The organism is Bradyrhizobium sp. 604_D8_N2_3, assembly GCF_051810765.1.
GTDB lineage: Bacteria > Pseudomonadota > Alphaproteobacteria > Rhizobiales > Xanthobacteraceae > Bradyrhizobium > Bradyrhizobium barranii.
Genome location: NZ_JBPWPM010000001.1, coordinates 9135678 through 9152740, shown reverse-complemented (window position 1 = coordinate 9152740; position 17063 = coordinate 9135678). Strand labels below are relative to the sequence as shown.

At 64.9% G+C, this 17063-nt stretch carries 12 protein-coding genes; 9 read left to right on the top strand and 3 right to left on the bottom strand.

Annotation, left to right across the window (positions count from 1 at the left end; translation table 11 throughout):
• Nucleotides 1-79: 79 nt before the first annotated feature.
• Nucleotides 80-2344: a marine proteobacterial sortase target protein gene (locus tag AB7245_RS43960; protein ID WP_085404014.1), complete on the bottom strand. Its 2265-nt coding sequence runs from the start codon at nucleotides 2342-2344 to the stop codon at nucleotides 80-82.
• A 187-nt stretch (nucleotides 2345-2531) separates the two neighbouring features.
• On the opposite strand from AB7245_RS43960, the gene AB7245_RS43955 reads away from it, so the two are divergent.
• Both AB7245_RS43955 and AB7245_RS43950 read left to right on the top strand, forming a co-directional pair.
• A complete protein-coding gene (locus AB7245_RS43955) occupies nucleotides 2532-3302 on the top strand; it encodes a helix-turn-helix domain-containing protein (RefSeq protein WP_085404013.1) in 771 nt (256 codons plus the stop codon).
• A 48-nt stretch (nucleotides 3303-3350) separates the two neighbouring features.
• The gene (locus AB7245_RS43950; RefSeq protein WP_085404012.1) at nucleotides 3351-4841 is read left to right on the top strand and encodes a glycosyltransferase family 2 protein; all 1491 of its coding nucleotides are present in this window, start codon (nucleotides 3351-3353) and stop codon (nucleotides 4839-4841) included.
• On the opposite strand, the gene AB7245_RS43945 is transcribed toward AB7245_RS43950, so the two are convergent.
• Together AB7245_RS43945 and AB7245_RS43940 are read right to left on the bottom strand one after the other, a co-directional pair.
• Nucleotides 4838-6058, bottom strand: a complete 1221-nt coding sequence (locus AB7245_RS43945) for an ABC transporter substrate-binding protein (RefSeq protein ID WP_085404011.1) — start codon at nucleotides 6056-6058, stop codon at nucleotides 4838-4840. The two genes, AB7245_RS43950 and AB7245_RS43945, sit on opposite strands and share 4 nt — an antisense overlap.
• A gap of 88 nt (nucleotides 6059-6146) precedes the next feature.
• Complete coding sequence (locus AB7245_RS43940) at nucleotides 6147-7697, bottom strand: acyl-CoA synthetase (protein ID WP_085404010.1); 1551 nt, start codon at nucleotides 7695-7697, stop codon at nucleotides 6147-6149.
• Nucleotides 7698-7962: 265 nt separating this feature from the next.
• Here AB7245_RS43940 and AB7245_RS43935 point away from each other — a divergent pair, with 265 nt between their 5' ends.
• The 7 genes from AB7245_RS43935 to AB7245_RS43905 all read left to right on the top strand — a co-directional run bounded on the left by AB7245_RS43935 (nucleotide 7963) and on the right by AB7245_RS43905 (nucleotide 16863).
• On the top strand, nucleotides 7963-9099 hold the full coding sequence (locus AB7245_RS43935; RefSeq protein WP_085404009.1) for an acyl-CoA dehydrogenase family protein: 1137 nt from the start codon (nucleotides 7963-7965) through the stop codon (nucleotides 9097-9099).
• A gap of 169 nt (nucleotides 9100-9268) precedes the next feature.
• Nucleotides 9269-10432: an acyl-CoA dehydrogenase family protein gene (locus tag AB7245_RS43930; protein WP_085404008.1), complete on the top strand. Its 1164-nt coding sequence runs from the start codon at nucleotides 9269-9271 to the stop codon at nucleotides 10430-10432.
• Nucleotides 10432-11088, top strand: a complete 657-nt coding sequence (locus tag AB7245_RS43925; RefSeq protein WP_085404007.1) for a glutathione S-transferase family protein — start codon at nucleotides 10432-10434, stop codon at nucleotides 11086-11088. Before AB7245_RS43930 ends, AB7245_RS43925 begins: the two co-directional genes overlap by 1 nt.
• 205 nt (nucleotides 11089-11293) lie before the next feature.
• A complete protein-coding gene (locus tag AB7245_RS43920) occupies nucleotides 11294-12094 on the top strand; it encodes a helix-turn-helix domain-containing protein (protein ID WP_085404006.1) in 801 nt (266 codons plus the stop codon).
• A 198-nt stretch (nucleotides 12095-12292) separates the two neighbouring features.
• Nucleotides 12293-13159 (top strand): 3-keto-5-aminohexanoate cleavage protein, encoded by an 867-nt coding sequence (locus AB7245_RS43915; protein WP_028155241.1) that lies wholly within the window; start codon nucleotides 12293-12295, stop codon nucleotides 13157-13159.
• A gap of 114 nt (nucleotides 13160-13273) precedes the next feature.
• Entirely contained in the window at nucleotides 13274-14890 is a 1617-nt protein-coding gene (locus AB7245_RS43910) for an acyl-CoA carboxylase subunit beta (protein WP_439035680.1), read from the top strand.
• Nucleotides 14887-16863 carry an acetyl/propionyl/methylcrotonyl-CoA carboxylase subunit alpha gene (locus AB7245_RS43905; RefSeq protein WP_085404004.1) on the top strand — a complete coding sequence of 659 codons (1977 nt, stop codon included), beginning with the start codon at nucleotides 14887-14889 and terminating at the stop codon, nucleotides 16861-16863. Before AB7245_RS43910 ends, AB7245_RS43905 begins: the two co-directional genes overlap by 4 nt.
• The last annotated feature ends 200 nt before the right edge of the window (nucleotides 16864-17063 follow it).

The window sequence follows — 17063 nt, the reverse complement described above, 5'->3', positions numbered from 1 at the left end:
TGATAAAAAGGCGCGCGCGGCCGTTGGTATGGGACGGGCAGCCGCGCGCGCTAACAGAGGAGTTCGGGGGGCTCCTCTCTCAAGCGGCGTCAGTGAGCAAGGGCTGACGCCGGTTGAACACGTACAGGATCAGGGCGAGCACGATCAGGATGAAACCTGCGATCATCTTGAGCTCGGCTGAGGTCGCGGTCTTCGGTAGGCGGATCGCATCCGGCGCGGCGGGCGTCGGCCGCCTCGTCGCCGGCTGGTTGCGCGCATCCGCATGGCGTTCGCGCAATTGTGTGGGCGTCAGATGCGGTCGCTCGCCAAAGACCTTCTCGAAATCCCAACCGGCCGGCAGGTTGAGCGGCAGCTCGCTGAGCTTGAGCGGCGCGCCCTCGTGGCGGCTCGGCGTCTTATCGACCGCGACCAGGCTGGTGAGCCGCGTGACGATCTGATGGTCGAGCGCCAGCGCGAGGATCGCCTTGTCGGAGTCTTCGGGCGTCATCTCGCGCATGGTGCGCGCAACCTCGGCGTCGCCGATCTTGCGCTTGGCCCAGAGTTTTGACAGGCCCTTGCCTTCGGCGGCGTTTTGCAGCGGCAGCGTCACCGACCACGGGCGGTCGCCGACACGTCCCTTGATCTCGAGCGAGCCGGCGAGCTTGTCGAGCTTTGCCGCCAGCACCAGCGGTTCGTCGCGATAGACGTCGGGAATGATCGCAGGCGTCACGTCTGCCTTGGCATCGGAGAACTTTACGCTGAGCCCGGTCACCGCGGGGTTCTCCAGCTTGGCGAACAGGCCGCGCATGCGCTCCTCGACCTGCTCGACGGAGCCGATATGGGTGAAGGCCCCACGGCCGAGCTCGGCGGCGCGTGTCATCAGATAGGTGTTGGGCGCGGATCCGATGCCGACCATGAACACGCGCGAGCGGCCCCGCATCGCAGTGACCGTTTCGAACAATTGCTGTTCGTTGCCGATCGCGCCGTCGGTCAGGAACACCACCTGGCGGACCATGCTGGTGTCGCCAGCCTTGTCGGTCAGCGCGGCGCGCATCGCCGGCACCATCTCGGTGCCGCCGCGGGCCTGTAATCCATTCACGAAACCGAGTGCTTCGCCGAGATGCGCGGGGTCGGCCGGCACGGAGGTCGAGAACAGCACGTCCATGGTGTCGTCGAAACGGATCACATTGAAACGGTCATTCGGCTGGAGGCGGCCGAGGGCATAGAGTAGGCTCGCCTTGGCCTGAACGATCGACGTACCGCCCATCGAGCCGGAATTGTCGATCACGAACACGACCTCGCGCGGCAGCGGCTTTTGCGTCGCCTGCTCGGCGCTGGGCGGGGAGACGAAGGCGAGCAAATAATCGGCATCGCCGATACGCTCGCGGAACAGCCCAACGGACGGTGCCTTCTCCGCGGCCGGCTTCCAGGTCAGCTCGAAATCGCGGTCGGCGGCCACCGCGCCGTCAGCGAGCGTGACGATTCGCGTCGCATTGTCCGGGCTCTCGACCTTGACGTTATGGTGGTGACTCCTGACCTCGCCAAGCGCGAAGCCTGCCTTCAGGCGCACCGTGATGCTGGTCGGATTGACCGGCACGTTTCTGGCGGGATCCAGCACCGGCGGCGAGATACGGTCGCGGTCCGGCACCGGCTCCGAATTGGTCGCGCCCCAGCCCGAGCCGTCCTTGCGGAAGTCGACGCTCTGCACGATCGGTGCCGGATTGTAGCGCGGCCCGACCACCAGCGGCAGCCGCAGCGAATATTCATTGCCGGATTGATGCACCGGCTCCTGATATTCGATCTGCACCAGCACGGTTTCGCCGGGACCGATATTGGCGACCGAATTGGTGAAGATGTTCGGCCGCTCCTGCTCCGTGAGCGCGGCCTTCTGGCCGGCACGGCGCGCCTGCTCGTAGATCACCCGTGCCTGCTGCCGTTCCTTGATGTCGCCGATGATGACGCGGTCGCCGACCACCAACTTCAGCGTGTCGACGGCGCCGCCGGTGGGAAGCGGATAAACGTAGGTCGCCTCGACCCAGTCCTTGGTCGGATTGCGGAAGACCTGGGTGACGCGGGCGCGCAGCGTCGGGCCTGACACCGTGATGTCGACGTCGATGCCGAGGCGGATCGCCTCCGTGTAGGCGCCGTCCTCCTTCAGGAGAAGGGTGCCGGATTTGGCATCGCCGGGCTGGAGCAGGCTGGCCTGCTCCGTCGTCGCCGACCATCCGGGCTCAAGACTCACGAGCAGGGCCACGAAGGCAACCAGCATCACCGCGATGCCCTGCACCAGCAGAAACAATCCGAGCTTGATCAGCCGCCCCAACATGGGGTGCTCGTCGCCGTCGGCTGTGTCGTAGCTATCCATTTCGCCTGCTCCCGAAGGGTGTTCGCTGGCTCGGAGCATCCGTCGGGAGCGCCTGAATGCGCGAGCAGAATGATCGGCAATGTTCCGCCGCGGCCGGCCCCGGCAGGCCAAGGCCGGGATCGCCAAGTACGGTTTTGTGCTGGCTTGTCCGCCCTGCTAGACTTGCGTCCGTGGAGCAGGGTTGACGATGCAGACGCAGGATAAAGTCACCGACAGGCAGCTTTCGGACGAGCAGAGCCGCGAGATCGCGGAGACCATTCGCGAGGAACTCGCCAGGCGCCGGATGTCCCGGCAGGCGTTGGCCGAGCAGGCCAAGCTCAGCCTGTCGACGCTGGAGAAGGTGCTCGGCGGCCGGCGGCCGTTCACGCTGGCAACGACCGTGCGGCTGGAGCAGGCGCTGGGCGTCTCCTTGCGCAAAAGCGCCGCCGTGGTGACGCCTCCGGCCGCAAACGATGTCGCGCCCGACAGCCTCGGCTCCTATGCGCATCGCGCGGTGACCTGGCTCGAGGACGTCTACATCACGCTGCGGCCGTCCTTCGGCGACAAGGATGCGATCTTCGCCTATCGCACCGAGATCGTCTGGGAGCCGAAGGTGTCCTCACTGGTGTTCCGCGAGGGCGAGCGAACCGACGCCGCCTATGAGCACACCGGCGAGGTTGCGGTGCCGCATCAGTCCGGCTTCATCTATCTCGTCATCATCAAGCACGGCCAGCATCGCGTGATCACGGTGTCGCGGCCGACGGTTGCCGGCGAGATGTACGGCATCATCTCGACGCTCCGCGCCGGACCCGGCTCGCAACTGACGCCGATCGCAGCGCCGATCGCCTATGTGCCGCTCCGCAATGTCGCGAAGCCGTCCCTGGGACGGGTCGGCCCCGACGATGCCAACCACGCATTGTATGGAAAGCATCTGCGCCGCACGGTGGAGGAATCGTTCGCGTTGTTTCTGTCGGTATAGTCCGCGAGAAAGAGTCCGGAATGGCGTCGCGTGCGTCTATAAGGGAACATGCAGGACGTGCCCGCACCATACGGCGGTGAATCTCCGCTGTTCTCCATCATCATCCCGCTGGAACATCACCGCGGGCAGTGGGAGCTGTCCTGGCTCGGCTGGACGTCGCAGACCGCCGACAAATCGCTTTACGAAATCATTCTGGTGGTGCCGCCTGATTTCGAGGCACTCAACGAGCTGAAGGCGCTGGCCGGCGGCAAAGCGCGCCTCGAATTCACCAATTCGGACCATGACATCGGGCTCTGCGCCTTCGGCGCCGCCAAGGCCCGCGGCAAATATCTGTTCTTTACGGAGTCGCATTGCCGGCCCGAGCCTGACGTGATGGAGGCCTGCATCCGCGCGATCGACGCGCGTCCCGACTGGGCGGGGTTCTCCTGTCAGTCGGTGCCGATCTGCCATAACCGGCTGTCCGTGGCGGAGGCCGCCATGTACCAGGCCGACATCGAGTTCGGCATGAAGCAGCATCCCTGGCGCAAGGTACTGGACCAGTGCTTCGTGACGCGGCGCGACGTCTATTGGGAATGCGGCGGCCTGCGCGAGGAGCTCGGCCATTTCGCCGAATGGGTGCTCGCCGCCGCGTATCACGCGAGGGGCCATACGATCGGCTATCTCGAGGAGGCGCGCTTCCATCACTACTATATCGGCGAAATCGGCGAGCTGAAGACATTCACGCTCGATTTCGTGCAGGGCGAGATCCGCTATCTCAGCGAAGCACGCGATGATCCCGGCAGCGAGCTGCTCGAAACTCCGATCGAGTGGAGCAGCCGCGGCGATTTCAACGTCGCGCTGGCGCGCAGCGCCCTTGCTGCACGGATGCGCGCCGGCCGCGTGACAAGCGAAGGCCTGCAGGCGATCGGGCGTTGGTGCGCGATCGCACTGGCCGGCGACCGCCTTGCGCTTGGTCTTGCACGTTTGGCGGCAGGCTATGCGCGCTGCAGCCTGACCCTGCTCACCATGGGCGGCTCTCGCGGCAGCATCGCGCGCTGGCTGAAGCGTTATATCGCCGCGCTGATCCACTATCAGCGCCTCTATTGCATCCGTGGCATTCGGGGGAGCCTTGGCGGAGCTGCGCAGAGTCTCGGCGATCAGATGGTCGCACAGGCCGGCTTCCATGCCTGGGAGGTCTGGCAGGGCCGCAGCTTCCGCTGGAGCGAGCCGGAAGCCGCCTTGCGGATCGAGGCGCCGCCGGGGCGCACCATCATTCGGATCGCGTCGCCGGAGATTCGCGGGCCGCTGGATCGGATCGGCGTGCAGTTCTATCTCGACGGCGTGCGCGTTGCGGATGCCGCGACCGCGATCGACGCGGATGCCTTCGTTCTTCAGCTCGATCTGCCGCCATCGGGCGGGGCGATGCTGGCATGGGCATGTCCGCGTTTTGCGGCCATCGATGACCCGCGCCGGCTCGGCCTGCCGGTCGCGGGGATCGACGTCAGTGCAGGCGAAGACGTCAGCTGCACGTCTCCGCCCGTTGCTGCGATGCGTGGCTAGCCGCCCGTTTCGGCGCTGATGATGTCGCCGAACAGCTCCCACTGGCCCTTCTTGAACCGCCACATCTTGAGCTGCTCGATCGGCGCGAAGTCCGTGGCCGAGGTGTTGATCTTGATCCCCGGGATCAGCGTGTCAGGGACGAAGTCCTTGAGGCTCGAGGCCTGCTTCATCACGTTCTCACGGGTCAGATTGTCACCCGACTGCTTCAGCACCTGCACCATCGTCTGGGCCGCGGCATAGGCGTACACCAGATTGGCATCCGAGATGTTCGCGCCGGGCATGTACTTGTCGATGAAGGTCATGAACTTCTTCATGCCCTCGTCGTCCTTCCACTGCGGGTCCGACGCATCCTTCAGATAGCCGGCCGACAACACGCCTTCGGATGCCTCGAGGCCGGCCGGCTTCATCACCGCGCCGATCGACACCGAGACGTCGGTCATCAGGTGCATCGGCCTCCACTCCAGCTCCGCGATCTTCTTGATGGCCTGCGCCGCGAATTTCGGGGTCGCGATGTTCACGAAGACATCGGCGCCGGTGCCCTTGAGTTTGACGATATGGGCGTCGATCGACGGCTCCGAGGTCTCGTAGCTCTCCTCGGCCACGATCAGCTTCGATGCCTTGTCGCCGAACACGTCCTTGATGCCGGCGAGGTAGTCCTTGCCGAAATCGTCGTTGGCATAGAAGATCGCGACCTTCGCGTCCGGCTTCTCCTTCAGAATGTATTTTGCGAAGATCTGTGCCTCGACCCGGTAGCTCGGCTGGAAGCCCATGGTCCAGGGAAAGTTCTTCGGGTCGTTCCACTTGCTCGCGCCGGTGGCGAGGAAGAGCTGCGGCACTTTCTTGGAATTGTGATATTTCTGCACGGCGGTCTGGGTCGGCGTGCCCAGCGCGTTGAACACCAGGAAGACCTCGTCGCTCTCGATCAGCTTGCGGATCTGCTCCACGGTCTTCGGCGGCGAGTAGCCGTCGTCATAGGAGATCCAGTTGATCTTGCGGCCGTTGATGCCGCCCTGGTCGTTGATCATCTTGAAATAGGCTTCCTCGGTCTTGCCGATGATGCCGTAAGCGGAGGCGGGACCGGAATAGGCCTCGACATTGCCGATCTTGATCTCGGTGTCGGTGACGCCGGTGTCGTACGCCTTCTGCGCATACGCGGACGGGGTCGCAAGCAGCGTCAACGCCGTTGCTGCGGCAAGCAGGGGGAGTTTCTTGTTCATGAAAATTCCTTGGGGTTTTCTTTGCGGTTTCTTCTGGGTTGGAGCAGGCACGTCAGAAACGAAGAAGCGCCCGCAAGGGGCGCTTTGATCAGGTGTTGGCGACTTTCTTGTCGACTTCGGACGCCACCGAGAATTCTTTCCGCAACGTCGGCTTGTGGATCTTGCCGGTGGCGTTGCGCGGCAGCGCATCGACGAAGCGCACCTGTCGCGGGCATTTGAAGCGCGCGAGATTGGCCGCGCAGTGCGCAAAGACAGCCGCCTCGGTCAGCCGCTGACCGGGCTTGGCTGCGACGATGGCGAGGCCTACCTCGCCCCATTGCGGATCGGGAATGCCGATCACGGCGGCTTCCGCGATCGCGGTGAGCTGATGCAGGATGTTCTCGACCTCGGCCGGATAGACGTTCTCGCCGCCCGAGATGTACATGTCCTTCCAGCGGTCGACGATATAGTAGAAGCCTTCCTCGTCGACGCGCGTCGCATCGCCGGTGTGCAGCCAGCCGTCGGTGAAGGATGTCTTGTTCGCCTCAGGCCTGTTCCAGTAGCCCGGCGTGATGTTCGGGCCCTTGACCCAGAGCTCGCCGAGTTCGCCGACATCGGCATCGCTGCCGTCGGGTCGCACGATCCGCACCTCGGTGTGCAGCACCGGCTTGCCGGCCGAGCCCGCCTTGCGCGCCGCATCCTCGCGATCAAGCACCAGCACGGCGGGCGAGGTCTCGGTCATGCCGTAGCCCTGCTGGAGCGCGACGCCGCGCGCCTCCCAGACTTTGAGCAGCGGCACCGGCATCGGCGCGCCGCCGACACCGCAGACGATCAGCCGGGTCAGGTCAGTTGTCGCGAAGGCCGGATGCTGCGCCATGAACTGGTAGATCGCGGGCACGCCGAAGAACACGTTGATGCCCTGCGCGGGATCGTTGATCAGGCCGAGCGCCGTGCCGGGATCGAAGGCGCGCATGATCATCACGGTGCCGCCGGCATGCAGCACCGGGTTGGTGTAGCAATTGAGCCCGCCGGTGTGGAACAGCGGCAGCACGGTCAGCAGCACCGAGGCCGGCCCGATGCAGGCGGGGCCGCCGAGATTGACGCAATTCCAGAAGGTCATGCCATGGGTGATGGTCGCGCCCTTGGGATGGCCCGTGGTGCCCGACGTGTACATGATGGTCGAGACGTCATCGAGCGTGACCTCCTCGGCGCGGGCGAGCGGCTTGGCGGACGCGATGCCGGTCTCGTAAGCGCCGCCGGGGCCGAGCAGCAGGCTGCTCGCGACGTTGCAGAGTTTTGCGACGCTCAGCGCGGTCTCGGCCAGGTCAGTGTCGTGGATCATCACCTTCGGCGCGCAATCGCCGGTGATGAACTGAAGCTCGGGAACGGTGAGGCGGGTGTTCAGCGGCACGAAGACGGCGCCGAGCCGTCCGCAGGCGAACTGCACCTCCAGCGTATCGGTCGTGTTCAGCGCCAGCACGGCGACGCGGTCACCGCGCGACACCTTGAGAGTGTCACGGAGAAATCCGGCCAGGCGCGAGACGCGGGCATCGAGCTGCGAATAGGTGAAGCGGCGCTCGCTCGCGAGGTCGATGACCGCGACCTTGTCAGGCGTACGGCGGCCGTGATGGACGATCCAGTCGTAATAACGAACGGCCAAAATCCCTCCCTCGGCGGTCTTGTGCCGCCTGCGTCCCTATTTGCCGGGCACCATGCCCGGCGTGGCCCTGGGGCCAGCCGGAGTTTGTGCGCACGTCTTTTTTTGCCCCGGAGTTGGCCTGCGGGGGGCGAAAATCGTCTTGCGTTGAGTTGCTAGGCATGGCTGCGCGTGGAGTGGTTCCCCCGGTCAGCCACTCTGCGCAAGTGAACGGCAGATGTTCCGGCCATGGTGGCCAACACGAATCCGCCAGCAGGGCGAGACGACGATGAAGAGCCCGTTCTATACCACCGAGCATGACGCCTTCCGCGAGGTGATGCGCCGCTTTGTCGACAAGGAGATCACGCCCTTTGCCCATGAATGGGACGAGGCCGGCGAATTTCCCCGCGTGCTCTATCGCAAGGCGGCCGAGATTGGCCTGTTGGGGCTCGGATTCCCCGAGGAATATGGCGGGATCGCCGCCGACCAGTTTATGAAGATCGTGGCGAGCCAGGAATTGGCGCGTGCCGGGGCCGGCGGGGTCAGCGCCAGCCTGATGAGCCACACCATCGGCTCGCCGCCGATCGCGCGGGCGGCGCGCCCGGAGGTCAAGGCACGCGTGCTGCCGCAGGTGCTGTCGGGCGAGAAGATCTCCGCGTTGGCGATCACCGAGCCGGGCGGCGGCTCCGACGTCGCGAACCTCCGCACCAGGGCGCGGCGCGATGGCGATCACTACGTCGTGACCGGCGAGAAGACCTTCATCACCTCAGGGATGCGCGCCGATTATCTGACCGTTGCGGTGCGTACCGGCGGCGAGGGCGCCGGCGGCGTCAGCCTGCTCCTGATCGAGGGTGACACGCCCGGCCTGTCACGGACGAAACTGAAGAAGATGGGCTGGTGGGCCTCCGACACCGCGACGCTGCATTTCGACGAGTGCCGCGTGCCGGCCGAAAACCTGATCGGCGAGGAGGGCCAGGGCTTCAAGATCATCATGCGGAATTTCAATAGCGAGCGCATGGGCATGGCGGCGGGCTGCACCGCCTTTGCGCGGGTCTGCCTCGACGAGGCGATCGCCTACGCCAAGGAGCGCAAGACTTTTGGCAAGCCGCTCGCCCAGCACCAGGTCATCCGTCACAAGATCGTCGACATGGCGCAGAAGGTCGCGGCATCCCAGTCGATGCTGGAAATGCTGGCCTGGCGGCTGGAGCAGGGCGAGAGCCCGATCGCCGAGATCTGCATGATGAAGAACCAGGCCACGCAAACCATGGCGTTCTGCGCCTCGGAAGCCGTGCAGATCTTCGGCGGCGCCGGCTTCATGCGCGGCATCAAGGCCGAGCGCATCTACCGCGAGGTCAAGGTCAACGCCATCGGCGGCGGCACCGAGGAGATCATGAAGGATCTGGCCTCAAGGCAGATGGGGTTGTGAACGCCCCACCGTCATACCCGGGCATAGCCGTCCGCAGGACGGCGTCGCTTCCGCTCGCCTATGTCCCGGGCATCCACGTTCTTGCTGCCGGCTGACGAAGACGTGGATGGCCGGGACAAGCCCGGCCATGACGAGCACATTAGAGATACCGAGAGCTGAGCTGACAAAAATGCTATTCACCGCCGACCACGACGACATCCGCCGTTCCCTGCAAAAATTCATCGCCAACGAGATCAATCCTCATGTCGATGACTGGGAGAAGGCCGACATCTTCCCGGCGCATGAGCTGTTCAAGAAGATGGGCAGCCTCGGTTTCCTCGGCTTGAACAAGCCGGTCGAGTTCGGCGGCTCCGGCCTCGACTATTCCTATGCGCTGATGATGGCGGAGGAGCTTGGCGCCATCACCTGCGGCGGCGTGCCGATGGCGATCGGGGTGCAGACCGACATGGCGACGCCGGCGCTGGCGCGGTTCGGTTCGGACGAGGTGCGGCGCGAATTCCTCAGTCCGTCGATATCAGGCGATTACGTCGCCTGCATCGGCGTTTCCGAGCCCGGTGCGGGTTCGGACGTTGCCTCGATCAAGACAAATGCACGCTCCGACGGCGACGACTACGTCATCAATGGCGGCAAGATGTGGATCACCAACGGCACCCAGGCCGACTGGATCTGTCTGCTCGCCAACACCGGCGATGGGCCGGTTCATCGCAACAAGTCGTTGATCTGCGTGCCCATGAAGAGCAAGGGCGTCACGGTGGCACGAAAGCTCGACAAGATGGGCATGCGCTCCTCGGACACCGCGCAGATCTTTTTCGACAATGTCCGCGTGCCCAAGCGCAACCGGATCGGCGAGGAAGGCAAGGGCTTTACCTACCAGATGATCCAGTTCCAGGAGGAACGGCTCTGGGGCGCGGCGGCCTGCCTGAAGGCGCACGAATACATCATCGATCAGACCATCGAATACACCCGCAACCGCAAGGCCTTCGGGAAGTCGATCCTCGACAACCAGGTCGTGCACTTCAAGCTCGCGGAGATGCAGACCGAAGTCGAGCTGTTGCGCGCGCTGATCTATCGCGCCGCCGAGCAACTCGTGGCCGGCGAGGACGTGACCAAGCTTGCGACCATGGCCAAGCTCAAAGCCGGCCGGCTCGGCCGCGAGCTCACCGACGCCTGCTTGCAATATTGGGGCGGAATGGGCTTTACCAACGAGACGCCGGTCAGCCGTGCCTATCGCGACAGCCGCCTGACCTCGATCGGCGGCGGTGCTGACGAGGTCATGCTGATGGTCCTGTGCAAGATGATGGGCACGCTGCCCGGCAGTAAAGGTATTTCCTGATGATCACGCTCTATCACTGCGACGCCGCGCGCTCGTTCCGTCCGCTCTGGATGCTGGAGGAGATGGGGCTTCCGTATGAATTGAAGATGCTGCCGTTCCCGCCGCGGGTCTTCGCCAAGGAGTACCTTGCGCTCAATCCGCTCGGCACCATTCCCTTCATGGTCGACGGCGAGACGAAGATGACCGAGTCCTCCGGCATCTGCCATTACCTCGGCATCAGGCACGGACCGACGCCGTTGATGGTCGGACCCGAAGATCCCGCCTATGGCGCGTTCCTGAACTGGATGTATTTCAGCGATGCCACGTTAACCTTCCCGCAGACGCTGGTGCTCCGATACACCCAGCTCGAGCCGGAGGAGCGCCGCAATCCGCAGGTCGCAGGCGACTATGCGAAATGGTTCTTGGGGCGCCTGCGCGCGGTCGAGGCAGCGACGGCCAATGCCGAAACATTGTGCGCAGGCCGCTTCACCGCCGCTGACATTGTCATCGGCTACGCGCTCCGGCTCGCCAACAATGTCGGGCTCGCCAAGGATTTCGGGCCAAATGTCGCAGCCTATTGGGCGCGGCTGCAGCAGCGCGACGGATTCAAGCGCGCGGTTGCCGCGGAGCTGAAGGCCGGCGTCGAGCAGAATGTTGCGCCGCGCGTGAGGGCGTAAGGGAGGCTGTCATTCCGGGCGATGCGAGGCGTCGAACCCGGAATCTCGCGCAGCAATCTCCAGGTTCCGGTTTCGGTCCGGCGGACCGCCCCGGAACAATAACGCATGTCTCCATGACAGCGCTATCGCGCCGTGACAGCGCCCAAATTTCCGCTAAGGTGACCTCCGTCCGCAGCGGCCAAAGAGCCGCGCGAGGAGGATCCCAATGGAAGATAACGGTCGCGAATCCGACCATCTGATGCTGATCACGCCGGAGCGGGTATTCTATGCCGGCCTGCTCGGCCGCCCGCGCAAGCGCACCCCCGGCTGCTGCCACGTCTATGTCGCGGTGAAGGGCAGCCTGCATCTGACGATCGACGACGTTCTCGCCACCGGCGAGCTGTTCGTGACCCTGCCGAACCAGCGGCATTCCATCGCCAGCGACTACCGCACTGCAATCAGCGTGACGCTCGAGCCGGAAAGCATGCCGGACGGCGTAATCGAGGCCCTGGCCGAGCGGCTGACCGGACCTGACCGGGCCGTCTATGCCCGCAAGATCCTCGCCGCCTACACGCTGCTGCGCCAGCGCCGCTATGGCGACATCACCACCGCCGAATTCGACGAGATGTGCTTTGGCGAGGCGTTGCCGCGTCGCGTGCTCGATCCGCGCGTGATGCGCGCCGTCGCCCGCATCGGCCGCTTCTCCGGCGAGCCGGTGACGGCGGATACGTGCGCCACCGAAGCGGGGCTCTCGGCCTCGCGCTTCCTGCATCTGTTCAAGGAGGAGACCGGCATCTCGTTCCGCTCCTTCCGCGCCTGGAAGCGTGCGCGGCATTTGCTGCACTTCGCCAACCAGGACCTCAATCTCGCCCACCTCGCGCAGGACATCGGCTATCCCGACTCCACCCATTTCAGCCATTCGATCCGCCGCTTCTATGGATTGAAACCGCGCGCGATCTTCGTCGGCTCGCGCGACCTCGCGATCTACCGCAGCACCGAGACGGTGAGGCTCGCGGAGGCGAGTTAGGCGCGCTCTCGTAGGGTGGGCAAAGCGAAAGCGTGCCCACCATCTTCGTTCAGCGCCAAGATATGGTGGGCACGGCGCGAGAGCGCCTTTGCCCACCCTACGATAGCCGTGCCTTCCAGCTTCTCCGCGCAAGAAGCCGCATGCCGCTCATCACATGATCGCAAGCGTTGAATTCTCAACGTGCGAGACATTTTTGGCATGAGCGACAAGGCCGTCATCACCTGCGCGCTGAACGGCGTGCTCACCGACCCGAAGCAGCACAACGTGCCTGTGACGCCCGAGCAGATGGCACGCGAAGCCAAGGCTGCGTTCGATGCCGGCGCCAGCATCATGCACATCCATCTGCGCCAGCAGGCGCCGGACAAGGGACATCTGCCGTCCTGGGACGTGAGTGTCAGCAAGGAGATTCAGCAGGCAATCCGCGAGGCCTGCCCCGGCGTCATCATCAATCACACCTCGGGCGTCTCAGGGCCGAACTACAGCGGCGCGCTCGACTGCATCCGCGAGACCAGGCCGGAGATCGCGGCCTGCAATGCCGGCTCGCTGAACTATCTGAAGGTGAAAGCCGACAACACCTGGGCCTGGCCGCCGATGATGTTCGACAACGCGGTCGAGAAGGTGAAGGACTATCTCGACGTGATGAACGCGGTCGGGACCATCCCCGAGTTCGAATGTTTCGACGTCGGCATCGTCCGCTGTGTCGGCATGTATCACCAGGTCGGCATGTACAAGGGCCCGCTCGAATATAACTTCGTGATGGGCGTTGCCTCCGGCATGCCGTCCGATCCTGATCTGCTGCCGATCCTGATCAAGCTGAAACGGCCCGAGGCGCATTTCCAGGTCACCGCGATCGGTCGCGAAGAGATCTGGCCGCTGCACCAGCGCTGCGCCGAGCTCGGCGGCCACCTGCGCACGGGTTTGGAGGATGCCTTCTATCTCGCCGACGGCAAGAAGGTGACGTCGAACGGCCAGTTGATCGAGGCCATCGCCGCCTGCGCCCGCCGTGCGGGCCGCGAGATCGCAAGCCCCGCCGAGGCGCGGAAGATCTTTGGGACGAATAGGTAAGGTATCGCCTCAACCGTCATTGCGAGCGAAGCGAAGCAATCCAGGGTCTTTCCGCGGTGACGGTCTGGATTGCTTCGTCGCTTCGCTCCTCGCAGTGACGAGCAGGATAGAGTTATGTCCATTCTCGACAACACTATTTCTCCCGGCAGCGCCAGCTACCACGCCAATCGCGACGGCATGCTCGCGCTGATCGACCGCATGCGCGCGCTGGAAGAGCGCACGCGTGAGGCGTCGGCGGCGGCAAAGGATCGCTTCCACAAGCGCGGCCAGCTGCTGCCGCGCGAACGCGTCGCGCTGGTGCTCGATCCCGGCGCGCCCTTCATCGAGCTGTCGACGCTCGCCGGTTACATGTTCGACGTATCAGATGCGAACAAGAGCGTGCCCGGCGGCGGCGTCATCGCCGGCATCGGCTTCGTCTCCGGCGTCCGCTGCATGGTCAGCGCCAATGACGCCGGCATCGATGCCGGTGCGCTCCAGCCTTACGGCCTCGACAAGACGCTGCGGGTGCAGGAGCTCGCGCTGGAGAACAAGCTGCCCTACGTCCAGCTCGTCGAAAGCGCCGGGGCCAATCTGCTGCGCTACCGCGTCGAGGACTTTGTCCGTGGCGGCAACATCTTTCGCAATCTCGCGCGGCTCTCGGCGGCGGGGCTGCCGGTCGTCACCGTCACGCACGGCTCGTCCACCGCGGGCGGCGCCTACCAGACCGGCCTGTCCGATTACATCGTCATGGTCCGCGGCCGCACCCGCGCCTTCCTTGCCGGGCCGCCGCTGCTGAAGGCCGCGACAGGCGAGATCGCGACCGAGGAAGAGCTTGGCGGTGCCGAGATGCACACGCAGGTCTCCGGCCTCGGCGATTATCTCGCGGAGGACGACCGCGATGCGCTGCGCATCGCGCGCGAGATCATGGCGGCGCTGGAATGGGAGCGGCCGGGCCGAGCGGTTTCACAGTTCAAACCGCCGCGCTACGACCAGGACGAGCTGCTCGGTATCATGCCGATGGACCACAAGCGCACCGTCGACATGAAGCAGGTGATCGCGCGTATCGTCGACGATTCCGACTTCACCGAGATGGCGCCCAATTACGGCCCCGCCACCGTCTGCGGTCACGCCCGCATCGAAGGCCAGGCGATCGGCATCATCACCAACAACGGCCCGCTCGATCCCGCCGGCGCCAACAAGGCGACGCATTTCATCCAGGCCTGCTGCCAGACCCGCACGCCGATCCTCTATCTCAACAACACCACCGGCTACATGGTGGGCAAGGCCTATGAAGAAGCCGGCATGATCAAGCACGGCTCCAAGATGATCCAGGCGGTGACCTCGGCGACGGTGCCGCAGATCACCATCTACTGCGGCGCCTCGTTCGGCGCCGGCAATTACGGCATGTGTGGCCGCGGCTTCCATCCGCGCTTCTGCTTCTCCTGGCCAAACGCCAAGACAGCAGTGATGGGCGGCGAGCAGGCCGCCGAGACCATGGCGATCGTGACCGAGGCCGCCGCAGCACGGCGCGGCAAGCCGGTCGAGAAAGAAAAGCTCGACGCGATGAAGGCGCAGATCATCGGCGCGTTCGACGGCCAGATGGACGTGTTCTCGACCAGCGCGCGCGTGCTCGACGACGGCGTGATCGATCCGCGCGACACCCGTGCGGTGCTGTCCGAGGTGCTCGCGATCTGCCGCGAGGGCGATGCGCGCACCCCTCAGCGCATGCAATTCTCGGTGGCCCGCCCATGAGGAACGGATCAGTGCAGCACCGGCCGTTCTTCAGGGTTTTGGTTGCCAATCGCGGCGAGATCGCGCTGCGCGTGATGCGCAGTGCGCGGCAGCTCGGCCTCGGCGTCGTTGCGGTCTATTCGGATGCCGATCGCGATGCGCTCCATGTACGGCAGGCCGACCAGGCCGTGCGCATCGGCGAAGCCCTGCCGGCGCAATCCTATCTCAACATTCCCGCGATCATCGCCGCGGCCAAGGCGAGCGGCGCGGATGCCGTGCATCCCGGCTATGGCTTCCTCGCCGAGAACGAGGAGTTTGCACAAGCGTGCAAGGATGCGGGCCTCGTCTTCATCGGTCCCTCGCCGCAGGCGATCGAGGCCATGGGTAACAAGGCCGGCGCCAAGGAGATCATGAAGAAGGCCGGCGTGCCCTGCGTGCCCGGCTATCAGGGCGCCGACCAAACCGACGAGGTCATGCTCGCGGAAGCCAGGAAGATTGGCTTCCCCGTGATGATCAAGGCGGTTGCGGGCGGCGGCGGACGCGGCATGCGGCTCGTTACCGATGCCGCATCCTTCCCCGATGCGCTGCGCAGTGCGCGGTCGGAGGCGAAGGCCGCGTTCGGAGATCCCACGGTCATCCTCGAACGTGCCATCCAGAATCCCCGACACATCGAGATCCAGGTGTTCGGCGACAGCCACGGCAACGCCATCCATCTCGGCGAGCGCGACTGCTCGGTGCAGCGGCGACATCAAAAGCTGATCGAGGAGGCACCATCGCCGGCGGTCACGCCGGAGCTGCGCGCGAAAATGGGCGAGGTCGCTGTCGCCGCGGTGAGGGCATTGCGTTACGAGGGCGCCGGCACGCTGGAGTTCCTGCTCGACGCCAGCGGCGAATTCTACTTCATGGAGATGAACACGCGCCTCCAGGTCGAGCATCCCGTCACCGAGGCGATCACCGGGCTCGATCTCGTCGAGCTGCAGCTGCGTGTCGCGCGTGGCGAGCCTCTGCCGGTGAAGCAGCAGGACATCCGATTCTCGGGCCATGCCATCGAGGTGCGGCTGTGCTCGGAAGATGCCGCGCAGGATTTCATGCCGCAGTCCGGCCGCATGGCGCGCTGGCAGGTGCCTGACAGCATCCGCGTCGAGCACGCGCTGCAATCGGGCGCGGAGATCCCGCCGTTCTACGATTCCATGATCGCAAAGGTGATCAGCCATGGCGCGACACGCGAGGAGGCGAGGGGGCGGCTGATCGTCGGCCTGGAGCAACTCACTGCGTTTGGCGTGACCACCAACCAAGCATTTCTGATGTCCTGCCTGCGCCATCCCGGATTTGCCAGGGGCGAGGCGACGACAGCCTTCATCGGCGCACATCGCGCCGAACTGTTGGCGCCGCCGGCGAATGCTGCATTCGATACGGCGCTGGCGGGCCTGCTGCTCTATGTCACCAATCCGCGCGCGCCGTCATGGCAAGGTGGCCGGAGCCTGGCGGCAACATTTCCGTTAACGGCGAAAGTCGAGATCGCCAGCCACACCCACGAGCTCGAAGTCACGCGTGAGCGCAGTGGCGGCTACATCGTCGCCGCCGACGGCCGTCAGGACAAGTTCGAGATCGACCAGCTCGATCCCGACGCCATCCGCTTCCGCCACGACGGCGTGATGGACAGCGCAAAATTCCTGCGCGACGGCGACCGGCTCTACCTCCAGCATCGCGGCATCCCGCTTGCGGTCACCGACCTCACCCTCGCCGCACCGAAGGCGGCCGCAACCAACGGCGGCGATGGCAAAGTCCGCGCCGCCATGAACGGCCGCGTCGTCGCCGTGCTGGTCAAGCCCGGCGACCGCGTCACCGCCGGTCAAGCGGTGATGACCCTGGAAGCAATGAAGATGGAGCACGTCCACAAGGCCGGCATCGACGGCGTGGTCGCCGCGATCGACGTCGCCGAAGGCGAGCAGGTCACGACGGGCAGGATCGTCGCGGAGATTGCGGCGGGGTAGCCTCTCTCCGTCATTGCGAGCGAAGCGAAGCAATCCAGTCTGCATCCGCAGAAGCACTCTGGATTGCTTCGCTGCGCTCGCAATGACGATGGGGAGAGATGCCGTCTCAAACGCGACTCGCCGCCGTGGCTGCACGCGGGCGTCCCAATAAATCCAAATAATTCCAATATGATATTGCCTGTTTGATCTCGCTCAAGATT